Consider the following 13,870-nt stretch of genomic DNA (forward strand, 5'->3'; position numbering starts at 1 on the left):
TGCTTTAGAAAGGATGCTAAATTTGTTATGTTATATTTAAATCAAAAACCTGAATATAGTAAATATGATATTGGTGATTATACTTATAGTAAAGTAGGTCCAACTATTTTTTCTTGGAATGATGAAACGAAATTGAAAATAGGTAAGTTTTGTTCATTAGGAGAAGAAGTCGTTTTCATACTTGGCGGCGAGCATCGTGCTGATTGGATAACGACTTACCCATTTAATGCTCTCTTCGATGAAGGAGCACATATTACTGGTCATCCTTCATCAAAAGGTGATATCGTAGTCGGCAATGATGTATGGATTGGTTATCAATCCTGCGTTTTATCTGGTGTTACAATTGGTAACGGGGCCATTATCGGCGCAAAGAGTGTAGTTACAAAAGACGTACCTCCATATGCAATTGTAGCTGGGAACCCTGCCAAACTAGTTCGCTATCGTTTTTCACAAGAAACCATTGAAAAACTAGAAAAACTTGCATGGTGGGACTGGGATATTTCTGTCATAAAAGGAGCTATTCCATTTCTACTCTCCAACAAAACCAATGAATTTTTCACCTCACCCGAAAAAGAATCTACATGATTGATACACATAAAAAAGAGCATCCTATTCTTACAGGATGCTCTTTTGGTATTTATTTTTTATTTATTTGTAAGTGATTACATGGAGAACATTGAAATGGAATTTTATCTAAGCAATTAAAGTTCGTTTCGCAAATTTGTTCTATCGTTGGAACAAATGGGATGACTACCATGTTACTTTCTATTATTTGTGTAACAGGTGGCAATACTGTACCTACTTGATGTTCAAAGCGAATACTCGCTTGGTTAATATAATTTCCTGAACCACTTGGTGCGCTCTGAACTACTACTTGAAACGAAACTGTCCGCGCTTCACCCGGATTTAAATTCCCTATAAGAAACCCTGATACTGGACTTACATTTCGTAATGGAACACTATCGACTATTACGCTCCCAGGGATAAATCGAACACTACTATCTAACATGTCTTGAAAACGAATATTTTGCATGACAGTATCACCTGTATTTGTAATGACTGTCGTAAACGTAATGACATCTCCAATTGTTGCTGTTTGAAGATTTGCCGTTTTTACGACTGTCGTTGAGACATTTTGAGGGATAAACGGGATAACAACTGTATTACTATCACCTTCAACTACTACAGGCGGCTCATTCGGATTTACAGTTGCGAGCCCAGTCGCTGTAGCAGTATTTGTAACTAAATTATTTATTTGTCCTCCCGTTATTACAACTTGGAAATTAATAATTGCCGCATCATTTGGCTGAAAATCACCTAACGGAATACCCGTATTCGGATTGGCAAATGGAAGAGGTACATCATTTACCGTTACCGTGCCATTTATAAATAACGTATTTGGATCAATGATATCTGTTAAAACAATATTCGTCACAGGAACTGTACTATCATTTATGACGGCAATGCCGTAAGTGACAACATCTCCTACCATTGCTACTTCAAAGTTTGCTCCTTTTGCAACAAATAAGATTGCAGTATTTACCGTTACAATAACTGTATTACTCGTGTCCATCACTGTAACTGGCGGTTCACCTGGTACTAAAATATATTCTGCTGATGCCCCAGCAACGTTCACTACTGTACCACCATCTGGAAAACTCGTAATCGTAGCTTCATATGTTACAATCGCCGTCTCACCGACTGGAATGTCCAAAATCGTAAATCCAACCTGCGGATTTACTCCCGGACGCGCTACTCCATTTACCGTTACACTATTTGGTACAAAAACAGCTTCCGGAGATAGCACATCAATAAATTGAACATTCATTGCGTCAGCCGTACCAGTATTTAATATACGAACACGATACGTTACCGTTTCTCCTACTCCAACAATTGAATGATCTACTTCTTTCAGCATATCTAAACTGCCTCTATTTACTGGTGTGACTGTCGTATTACTTGAATTGGTAATTGTAAACGGTGGTTCTCCTGGAATCAATTCGAAATTACCAGTTACTCTCGCTGTATTCATAATGCTACTAGAAGGCGGAATTGAAATTACATTTACTTCAAATGTGATTAATACGCTATCCCCTACTGCAAGATCCGGTAATGAAAAGCCTACAAAAGGATCTAAACCTACTTGCGGAATCCCATTTATTTGTACACTTCCAGGAACAAATTCTAAACTAGGTGATGGAACATCGATAAACTGAACATTCGTCGCTGTTACCGTTCCCGTATTTGTAACTTGCACACTATACGTTAACGTATCTCCTAAACGTGTCGCTTCTTTATTTACAGATTTTATAATGCTGAAACGTCCTCTATTTATTCTTGTTATAGTCGTATTACTCGGATCTGTCACTATAACCGGTGGTTCTCCTGGCACTAAAGTAAAACTTCCTGTTATATTTGCAACGTTCGTAATTGTTCCTGATGACGGGATGGTTGTAACTGTCGCTTGAAACGTCACTATAACCGTTTCACCAACTGGTATATCTCCAACTCCAAAGCCAGTAATCGGATTTAAGTTTAGTTGCGAAACTCCATTTACCGTTACACTATTTGGTACAAATGACGCTCCTGCTGAAATCGTATCAACAAACTGAACATCGTTAGCTATTACTGTTCCTGTATTCGTTATTTGAACCGTATACGTTAATACATCTCCAACGAGAGTAGCCGCTCTATTTACTTGTTTAATAACATTAAATTGTCCTCTATTGACAGTTGTGAGTGTTGTATTGCTCGGTTGGTTTACTATAACTGGTGGTTCTCCTGGTACTAATACAAAGCTACCTGTTACATTTGCCGTATTGACAATTGTTCCGTTTGATGGAACACTAACAACTGTTACTTGAAATGTTACTTCTACACTTTCACCTGGATTTATATCTGGAAGCGGGAATCCATTATTCGGATTGAATCCAGGTTGTAACACACCGTCTATCGTTACACTGTTCGGCACGAATGCTATAGAAGAAGGTAATACATCACTATATTGAACATTCGTTGCTGTCACTGTCCCTGTATTTTGAACTACTGTTGTATAGGTGATTGTATCCCCTACTGCAACAATCGGCTGACTCACTGATTTTAATACATTCAAACCAGATTCATTTATTTCTGTTAATGTCGTGTTACTTGTCGTCGTTTCAGTAATAGGTGGTTCTGTTTCACTTACAGCAAATGTCGCGGTAACGTCTACAAAGTTAACAACTGTACCACCTTCTGGTATGCTCGTTACCGTCTCCTGATATGTGACAAGTACAAAATCATCTACAGGTATATCTGGAACTGTAAAACCAATGAAAGGATCTAATCCTGGTGCCGGTACCCCGTTTATGCTCACACTTCCTGGTACAAATGCTACACCCGCGGAAGTAGTATCTATAAATTGAACATTCGTCGCTGCCACTGTTCCAAAATTAAAAATCAATACATCATACGTTAAAATTTCTCCTACAGTCGCTACTTCTTTATCTACTAGTTTTAACGGAAAAATAAACGCTATATTAATTGTCGTAACGACTAAATTCGTTAATATCGTTTCCGTAATCGGTGGTTCCTGCGGATTCGGTTGTGAAGTAAATGTAACGTCAGCATCGTTTAATATGACTTCATTATCTGGAATCTCTGTAATTGTCACTTGGAATGTTACCGTAATACTTCCACCAGCAATTAATAATGGAGTAACAGTAAATCCTATTTCTGGATTTAAACCAAATTGCTGAACCCCACCTATCGTTACACTATTTTCGACAAATGTCGTTCCTTCCGGAATGACATCTTGGAAGAGTACATCTGTAACAGGTATAATTCCTACGTTCGTAATTAGCACGCTATACGTTAATACATCTCCAACAGCCCCAGTCGCAACGTCAACTGCTTTTGTTGCTGTTACTTCACCAGGAGGAGGTAACGGTATTGTAACTACTGTCGTATTACTTGAATTTGTCGTTGTTACAGGTGGTTGTAAAGGATTTAATAAGAAAGTGGCTGTAGCAGATGCCGTATTTAATACTGCTCCGCGTGGGGATGGCGTAACTACTGTAACTTGGAACGTTACTGTCACTGATGCCCCAGCTGCAATATTAGGAAGCGGGAAACCAATATTCGGATCTAAACCAAGCTGTGAAATTCCATTTATCGTCACACTGTTTGCGACAAATGCTGTTTCTGGAGCAATTGGATCGATGAAAGAAACATTCGTCGCTGGTACTGTGCCGTTATTTCGAATGACAACAGAATACGTATAAGTTTCTCCAAATGCCGCTTGTTGTACAGATGAAGATTTTTGTATATTTAACTGTGCTGTGTTTACTTGTGTCACGACAAAATTGCTATTCGTAACAGTCGTTATTGGAGGGTTTGCTGGATTTATAAGAAAACTTGCAGTAACGTTCGATTGGTTTCTAATATTTCCACCGCTCGGAACACTCGTCACTGTAACTTGAAACGTAATCGTAGCCGTTTGTCCGACCGGAATATTTGGTACTGGGAAACCTGCCATAGGATCCGCGCCTTGCTGAACAACTCCATTTATCGTCACACTATTTGCTACAAACGCAGTTCCAACAGGAATCGGATCTTGAAAAATAATATTCGTTGCAGGAACAGTTCCTGTATTTTGAATAAGAATTGTATACGTTAACGTATCTCCTACGCCTGCTTGCGGTGTGTTTACACTCTTTATTACATTAATTGATCCTACATTTACTCGCGTCACAACAATATTACTAATCGTTACAATTGTAATTGGTGGCTGCAGAGGACTTACTTGGAAATCAGCAGTTACATTCGCATTATTCGGAAGAACTCTATTTGGTGGTACACTCGTGATCGTCACTTGAAAAGTAACTGTTACCATCCCTCCTACTGGAATATTAGCAAGTGGAAATCCAGTTGTTGGGTTTAAACCTGGCTGAGGCGTTCCATTTATTGTTACACTATTTGCTACAAACGTTGTTCCAGATGGAATTGGATCAAGGAATGATACATTTGTCGCTGCTACTGTTCCACTATTTTGTATACGAACTGTATACGTTAACGTATCTCCTACACCTGCTTCAGTAGCACTTACACTTTTCATTACATTTAACCCTGAAGAATTCACGACTGTCATAACAGTATTACTTGGTACTGTTACAGTAATCGGTGGCTCTGTCGGATTTACAAGGAAATCTCCAGTTACATTCGCATTATTTACGACATTATTTCCTTGGGGAATTTCATCAATTAATACTTCAAAAGTAACAATTACACTCGCACCAGTAGGCAAATTATTTAATGGGAATCCAAGTTCTGGATCTGCCCCTTCTTGTAAAACACCATTAACAACTACACTATTTTCAATAAATAATGTCCCTTGTGGAATTGAATCTTGGAAAAATACATTTGTAGCTGGTACACTACCTGCATTTATAACTTCGATTGTATATACTAAAACATCCCCTACCGTTGCAACATCTGTATTCACTGCTTTCACAACTTCAAAATTCCCTGATTGTACAGTTGTATTCACAATATTACTCGGTACATTGATTGTTACTGGCGGTTCACTCGGATTCACTTGAAAACTTGCTGTTACATTTGCTTGATTTAAAATATCTTCATTTTCTGGATCCTGTACAATTAATACGTCAAATGTGACTACAACTGTTTGAGCCGCAGGAATATTTGGAAGAGAAAATCCTGTATTCGGATTCAATCCACTTTGCGGTACTCCATTAATTGTTACAGAATTTGCAACGAAAGAAACAGCGGAAGAAATAATGTCTTGGAAAAGCACATTTGTTAACGGAACATTTCCTGTATTTTGGACGGCAATTGTGTATGTTAAAGTGTCCCCTACTGCCGCTTGCGTTGTATTCACTTCTTTTATTACATTTAAACCACCCGTATTAACTTGTGTCACTACAGTATTCGTTTGTCTATTAATCGTTACTGGCGGCTGATTTGGTTTAACGACGAAATTAGCAGATACATTTCCACGATTCGCAATCGTACCTCCTGATGGCGTAGATGTCACTCGTACTTGAAAAGTCACTGTCCTACTTCCGCCGGGAGATATATTTGCTACCGCAAACCCAGTCGCTGGATTTGCCCCAGGTTGCGAAACCCCATCTACAGTCACACTATTTGCAATAAAAGTCGTTCCAATTGGGATTGGATCTTGAAAAACAACATTCGTCGCAAGTACATTTCCTGTATTCTCAATTGTAACGGTGTACGTAAGAACGTCATTCACTGTCGCAAAAGCTCTATCCACTGTTTTTCTCGTTCTTATATCAGCTATATTAATTGTAGTAACTACGGTATTACTCGTCGCTTGACCTGAAATTGGTTGTTGACCAGGCACTGGGGTAAAGGTAAAGGTTGCACTTGCACGGTTCGGTATTGGATTGACAAGAGGGTTCGATGTCACTCGTACTTGAAAGCGTACTACAGTCGTTTGCGATGCATTAATACTTCCAAGATTAATACTACTTGATGGATTCGCTCCTGGACGTGCTACTCCATTAACCGTAACACTATTAGCTACAAATGTTGTTCCTGCAGGGATACTATCAACAAAAATAACATTGTTTGCAGCAACATTCCCATTATTCGTCACATTAACTGTGTACGTTAATACATCATTAAGAGTTGCCGTCTGTAGATCTACAGATTTTTGCATACTTATAGTCGCTTGATTCACTGTCGTTTGTACTGTGTTTGAAGAAGACGTACTTGTAATAGGGGCACTACCGACAAAAGGACGGAATTGATATGACACCATTGCACGATTTGGAATAGGATTTGGGTTCGGGAACGATGTTATTCGAACTTGAAATGTAACAATTCTTTGCGTGTTATTTGGGATTGTACCTAAATTAATTCCATTCGCGGGATTCGCACTCGGTTGCGTTACTCCACCTACCGTTACACTACCTGCTACGAATGTAGTTCCGTTCGGAATACTATCTTGTAATACAACGTTTTCTGCACTTCCTGTTCCTGTATTCGGGACCGTAATCGTATAGGTGAGAGTACCCCCTACCCCTGCAACGGTTCTATTTACCGATTTAACAGGATTAATGATTGGACCTGTTGCATCAATTTGAACACCAAAACCAGCTGCAGCGTATCCATCTCCATTTGTGACAAAGCGAACAGTTGCTGACGTCTGATTGTTTACTAAAGATGAGGAGGCATCTACATTCGTAATATCCCACCCTTGTCTTCGGATCGCTAAAGCTATTCCTAACGGCTGATTCAGATTTCCAAATGTTCCGCTCGTATCTAAATTTCCATTGTCATTACAAATTTGTGACTGAAAGAAATTATTTGCAGGATTTCTCGGTCCGAATAAAGTAACTGTAGCATTTGCATTCGGCCCAAAACGAAGTTGATCTCCAACAATGTTAGCATCACCTTCTTGGGCAGTTACAAGTACTCTTCCTGTAACTGTTCCCGTAGACGGCGTTGCAAAACCTGAAATAACAGCATCTACTGGTGGTGATGATGCCTCAATAATTTCTTGTCCTGCATACACCGATAAATTCCTTAGTGGTAAACTCACATTTTGATAAACTACCTCAAGCGTCCAGCCAACCGAACGACTAATTGTTGAATCAGCTGAAGTTCTTGCAGCTGGCACGGCACCTGTTGTATATGTGCCAGCCCCACCTGCACTAATAAGGTTCGTTACGTTAGCAGAACGACTATAATAAAACTGCTTCCCTACTGAACCTTGCTGGGCAGTTGCTGGGTCTGGTGTAACAGAAAATGTCCCCGCTGGTGTTGTAAAGGTAATATTATCATTTAAAAACGCAGTAACATCCTCCGTATCAGTCCGGTATGTGCCAGCCCACACAAGTTCTGCGTATAAGACACTACTCCCTGCTGGAAGGTTCAAAATTGCACTTGCAGAATTTAATCGCCAATCATTTGTCGTTCCTGCTGGGAATCCTGGCACTTGAAGCGATGTATTTACCGTAGTAAATACATCAATCGTACCGAAATTATTGCCTGGTGCAGGAGATGTAGGACTGAGTCCCAACGTGTTCCCAGTGAACGTGACGGCACCAGTAACTGTCGTTGTAAAGCGATTCATAAAAGGCACGTAATCATCTCATTTCATTTATAGTAAAAAGTGCTCTATACTATAAAATGTAGACAAACTATAGAGTGTACGTTGTCCAACAAAATTCCGCACATACGAGAGGAGTTTATAAAACTATGCGCTACGTTATCATAACAGGAACTTCACAAGGTTTAGGTGAGGCAATTGCCGCGCAATTATTAGAAGAAAGCACAACCATCATCTCTATTTCTAGAAGAGAAAACAAAGAGCTTACTAAACTTGCAGAACAATATAACAGCAATTGTATTTTCCATTCCTTAGATCTTCAAGATGTACATCATTTAGAAACTAACTTTAACGAAATCATTTCATCCATTAAAGAAGACAATGTATCTTCTATTCATTTAATTAATAATGCAGGTACAGTTGCACCTATGAAGCCGATTGAAAAAGCAGAAAGCGAACAATTCATTACGAACGTTCACATTAATTTACTTGCCCCTATGATTCTTACATCTATGTTCATGAAACATACGAAAGACTGGAAAGTAGATAAACGCGTTGTAAACATTTCATCTGGTGCAGGAAAAAAATCTTACTTTGGCTGGGGCGCTTATTGTACTACGAAAGCTGGTGTGAATATGTTTACACAATGCGTAGCGACTGAAGAAGAGGAAAAAGAATATCCAGTAAAAATCGTCGCTTTTGCACCTGGTGTTGTGGATACAAATATGCAAGTACAAATTCGTGAAACAAATAAAGAAGACTTCACAAATTTAGACCGATTCATCACACTAAAAGAAGAAGGAAAGCTATTATCACCTGAATATGTGGCAAAAGCTATTCGTAACTTACTAGAAACTGAGAACTTCCCGCAAGGCGAAGTTATTAGAATTGATGAATAATAAAAAGGCGTGCTAAAATAGCACGCCTTTTTATTCTACTTCTCTAAAAATATGAGCACAGACTCCGCAATTTGTTCATAACCAATTTCTTGATAAATTTTATTAGATGTCGGATTGGCTAAATCAGTATATAGTGTAGTCGTCTTGTACCCTTCGTCTAACATACGTTGACTGAGTGCCGCTACACAATTAGATGCGTACCCTTTTTTTCGTGCTTCTTTCGGGGTATAAACGAAATTTACTGTTATATTATTTGTAGTTGGTCTCGTTTTTGCAGCTACAGAAACGAGTTTCCCATCTACTTCTAGACCAAATAGACGATTATTAGTGATTAATGTATGTGCGGTTTGTTCCGCTTCTTCTTTCGTAGTTGGGAGCTTCACATCTTCACAAAATTGATATATCCATTTTTCTATTAATGGCAACTCATCATTAGTTATTTCTCGAAAAATTCCATCCTCGTTCCACTTCTTCTTAATTTGTTGTAATGCATATACACCTTGTTTCATTACAACATTCGTTTTCTTATTTTCTAACACCGCAAGCTCTTCAGCTAATTTCTGTACAATTTCCTTATTACCGATCAATCCAGGAATGTCCGGATATACTTTCGATAACTCTTTTGCAAGTTTCACTATATCTACTTCCGAATTTTCAGAAGTTGCAACAATCATTTGTATCTTCTCTTCTGTTTGAAGAAATACAACTGTAATTTCTTCTCCTCGTTTCGCTACCCCCATAAATGTCGGTTCTTGAGCTACTTGTAATATACCTAACATTAAATTATTTTCCTGCTCATTCTTTTCTAAAAATGGTGTAACATCTTCTTTAAAATGAAGAATCTCTTTATATACGTGTAATTGAATCATCGACAATCTCTTCTCTCCATTTATATTTTAATTAAGTATTGGCGATTAATTCATTAAATCCTTCTTTTACGATTCGATAATATTTGAAACTAATATGTTCAAATTATATTCAGCTCGTAATATTCTCCGTTTTTCCGTTTCAAATCGCTCTTCTTCATTTTTAAATGACTCTTTACGCTTTTGAATCATTCGTTCCATCTCTTTTTTACTCGGTCCTCCGTATACATTTCTTTTTTGAATAAAAGCTTCTGGCGATATAATTTCTTTCCACTCTTTTTCCAATAAATGTATTTTAAATTTTTCTTGTAAGTATATATTTACATCTTTGAAATGTAATTCATGAAGCTCCTTTTTCTGCACCAATGACATATTAGCAATCGTACTTGCTGCATGATGAGCATGCCGAAATGGAATTTTATAGTTTTTTGTTAAAACATCTGCAAAATCAGTTATCGTTATTGCATGTTTATAGGAACGACTTTTTAACGTTTCTTCTTCTACTTTCATCGTTCGAATGACTGCATTCATAATAGAAAATACGCGAATCGTCTTTTCGATTCCTTTATATAAATACGGCTGTAAGTCATCTTCCGTATCGACAATATCCCCAAATGGTGTATTATGAATCATTTGAAATACTGTAAATGCTTCTCCTAAAGCGCTACTCGTAATAGCACGAGCATGCTCAATTGAAACTGGATTTCGTTTTTGTGGCATAATACTACTAATTTGCACATATGGCTTCGCAACAGTAATACCATCATATTCTTTCGTCGCTAATAATAAGAAGTCATGAATCCATCTACTCGTATTTGTCATCATTATCATAAGTAACGAGCTAACATCTAATAAATAATCCGCTCCAGCGACAGCATCATATGAGTTCTCAATTACATTTGTAAATCCAAGTAAATGAGAAACTCGTTCTCGTTTAATAGGAAAACTTGTTGTTGAAAGTGCAGCTGCCCCCATCGGAGACTGATTTAAAATTTGGTACGTTTTTTTCATTCGTTCTAAGTCTCTTTGCATCGTATCATAAATTGCTAACATATAATGACCAAACGTTGTTGGCTGTGCTGGTTGTGTATGTGTATAAGCTGGCATAATTGTTCCCTTATGATCATCAGCAAGTTGCAATATACTTTCTTGCAATAATAAATGGTGTTCCATTAATCGTAATACATATCGTCTTAACCTCATACGATACATCGTTACTCCCATATCATTTCTACTTCGACCGATATGCATATTACTTACAAAATCACACTTTGCTTCCTGAGAAATTAAATGTTCAACTAAAAAAAAGAGATCTTCATGTTGTTCTGTATATCGCAATTGATCTTTGGGCATTCCTTCTACCTTTTTTAGTGCTTTTAATATAACTGTAGCTTCTTCTTTTTTTATTAAACTTTCTTCAGTCAGCATCATAATATGCGCTTTATGCACTTGAAACATATCTTTTAATAAGTGGTTATACTGAAAATTAAATACATGTTGTAATACACAATCCACATATGTTTTCCCAGGGAAATCAGCGCCTTCATTCTTTATAAATTCTTCTTTACTCTGTTTCATCACCTTTTCCCCTTTCACCTAAGTATTACTACCCATCATACCCAGAGATAGTAAAAAAGTGCTTATACATAAAGTGAAACTTTAATTAGCCCTTACCAATCGGCCTTTTACAGGCAATTGTACTCCCACCTAACTCTCTCGCATTCGCCCAATTTTGAGATGGGAGTCTTACTGTCCACAAATAGCGGGACAAAAATAAACTCGGTGCTTTATGCACCGAGTTTATTTAATAAAAGTCGCATCATACTTATCACTTTGCAACACTTGGAAATGTAAATTTGCTAAATGTTTACGTATTTCTGCACTGTCATCTTCATTTAAATTATTCGCTAAGAATACAATTTCTGTACAGTTCCCGCGCTTATCCATAGCATAAACCGCTTTTGTAACCGTCCATGGCGTATACCCATTCTTTTGTCCTGCGTGTCTGAATGTTTTACGATATTTCTTGGCACTCATATCTGTTTCAACGATACTCGCCCACACTTTTTCTTCAGCTTCTGTCAGGCCACCTTTATGGTTTGCCTTTTGCAGCAATACCATATAATCGTTTGCGGACGCAGCTGGTAATCTATCTGACCAAATTTTATCATAACGTTCCTCTAAATAAAGAGGAATTTCTTTCTGTAATAATGACCCCTTCTTTTTTAAGCGCTCATGAATAATCATCGCATATTCACGATATTGCTCTTGAGTCATTTCTTTTAATTTTTTCTCTATTTTATATTTTGGAACATGTAATTCTTTATGCAAATATCCTGGGATATATAAAGATGAAACAATCGGAAATAGTGGTTGATGTGCAGGGAGCGATAAACTTTGTAAATTTCGATTAATATTATCTAATCCTAACACTTCCATTAAATATTCCGCATTAGCATTCGAACTAAACTTAACCATTCCTTTTGCCACGTCTTCTAAAGTAACGGCTCCTTCAGTTATCTTGCCTGTCTTCTCCAAATACCTTTGCCATCTATCTTGTGCACCACCATCTGTATTCGGTACATAATATCGATTGACATCATTAATTGAAACGAAACTAGCCGGGTCAATTTTCCCTTCTGTAACTTGTTTCGTATATTCAAGCGCCACAATTAATTTCATCGTACTAGCAACTGGCAATACAACATTTGGATTTACAGAATAAACAACTTTATCATTTCTCTTTACTAGAAGCGCACTATTTTTTTCATCTTTATGTTCTTCAATAAAAGATGCAATATACTGTGCATCATCATTATTTGAACTCCATACTTTTTTCACTAAAAAGTTACCCGATATTAGCAAAACGAAAATACCCACAATTACTGCGCATACTATAGTTTTTTTCAAGTAAAATTCCTCTCCTATTGTATAACTCTTCTCTCTATCTTTAAAAAACAAAATAATGGAGATGGTCATTTAAATAACCATCTCCATTATTTTAACTTGTATACTCCTATTATGTCTACGTCATGATTTTCACAAAATCCTCAAGAAATTTTTTATAATGTAATGACCAACCAATTCGTACCCAATTTTTCAAGGCTTTTGCATCAGGTTGAGGACGGAAATCTGCAATACTTTCTCCTTTTGCAATTCCAGCTGTATCTACATCGACACGACGATATACATAATCTAAAAGGGATGGATTTGCCGCAACCATCATTGTAACGACGTCATGTACTGGACTTCCTTTTATTTTCGGATTTAACTTTCTATAAGCTTTATAATAATACGTAAATATCGGCTCGATTAACTTATTAAAACTCGTTTTAGAATGTTTCGTAATATATTTTACCATCTCTGGCGTTATAATTGCCTCGGATGTAACATTAAGCGGCACTAATGTTACATTCTTCGCATTTTGCATAACTAACTGTGACGCAATCGGATCGCCATGAAAATTCGCCTCCGCCACTGGTGTAACATTGCCAGGCATTAAAAAAGCACCGCCCATTATATAATATTCTTTTACATATTTCATCATCGGCTTTTCTAAAATAAACGCTGTCGCTAATGTCGTTGACCTACCAGTATCAACAATGATTAATTCTCCTTTATATTTTTCAAGAATATCGAAAAACTCACAAAAAGGCTTTATATTTGGAGAAAGGTTTTTCGGAGGACGAATTGGCCCTAAACCTTCCGTCCCGTGAATTTCTGGATAATACGTTGTAATATCTCCAGATAAAGGGATTTTCGCACCATTAATAACTGGTATATCTTCCCTACCTGCTAACTGTAATAAATACGCTGCATTACTTGTCGCTTTTTCTTGTGTTACATTCCCATATCCAGTTACTACGCCAACAATATCAATATCAGGATGCAACAATCCATACATAATTGCTAAAGAGTCATCTATTCCCGGGTCTCCTAAAAATAACACTTTTTTCATCGACCTCAACTCCATCCCCTCAGTTGTTATTAATTTATGAATAGCCCTACATATACAGAATAAAAAAGAT

At 37.3% G+C, this 13,870-nt stretch carries 7 protein-coding genes; 2 read left to right on the forward strand and 5 right to left on the reverse strand.

Features of this window, described 5'->3' with window-relative positions; translation table 11 throughout:
- Positions 1–27 precede the first annotated feature (27 nt).
- A complete protein-coding gene (locus MHB70_RS15885; RefSeq protein WP_000966319.1) occupies positions 28–585 on the forward strand; it encodes a CatB-related O-acetyltransferase in 558 nt (185 codons plus the stop codon).
- Between the two features lie 52 nt (positions 586–637).
- Here MHB70_RS15885 and MHB70_RS15890 read toward each other — a convergent pair whose 3' ends face one another.
- Positions 638–8,110, reverse strand: coding sequence for a DUF7507 domain-containing protein (locus tag MHB70_RS15890; RefSeq protein WP_061530518.1), 7,473 nt, complete (start codon positions 8,108–8,110; stop codon positions 638–640).
- Between the two features lie 116 nt (positions 8,111–8,226).
- Between MHB70_RS15890 and MHB70_RS15895 the strand changes: the two genes are divergently transcribed.
- Positions 8,227–8,976: a (S)-benzoin forming benzil reductase gene (locus tag MHB70_RS15895; protein ID WP_061530519.1), complete on the forward strand. Its 750-nt coding sequence runs from the start codon at positions 8,227–8,229 to the stop codon at positions 8,974–8,976.
- A gap of 35 nt (positions 8,977–9,011) precedes the next feature.
- On the opposite strand, the gene MHB70_RS15900 is transcribed toward MHB70_RS15895, so the two are convergent.
- The 4 genes from MHB70_RS15900 to MHB70_RS15915 form a co-directional block, all read right to left on the reverse strand.
- Positions 9,012–9,851 (reverse strand): GNAT family N-acetyltransferase, encoded by an 840-nt coding sequence (locus MHB70_RS15900; protein WP_002093485.1) that lies wholly within the window; start codon positions 9,849–9,851, stop codon positions 9,012–9,014.
- Positions 9,852–9,911: 60 nt separating this feature from the next.
- Positions 9,912–11,420, reverse strand: coding sequence for an argininosuccinate lyase (gene argH, locus MHB70_RS15905; protein ID WP_061530520.1), 1,509 nt, complete (start codon positions 11,418–11,420; stop codon positions 9,912–9,914).
- Between the two features lie 222 nt (positions 11,421–11,642).
- On the reverse strand, positions 11,643–12,752 hold the full coding sequence (locus tag MHB70_RS15910; protein WP_000751360.1) for a serine hydrolase: 1,110 nt from the start codon (positions 12,750–12,752) through the stop codon (positions 11,643–11,645).
- 115 nt (positions 12,753–12,867) lie between these two features.
- Positions 12,868–13,815, reverse strand: a complete 948-nt coding sequence (locus tag MHB70_RS15915) for a nucleoside hydrolase (protein WP_141555841.1) — start codon at positions 13,813–13,815, stop codon at positions 12,868–12,870.
- Between the last annotated feature and the right edge of the window lie 55 nt (positions 13,816–13,870).

Origin of the sequence: Bacillus sp. FSL M7-1020 (genome assembly GCF_038050415.1) — a bacterium.
Taxonomy (GTDB): Bacteria; Bacillota; Bacilli; order Bacillales; family Bacillaceae_G; genus Bacillus_A; species Bacillus_A toyonensis.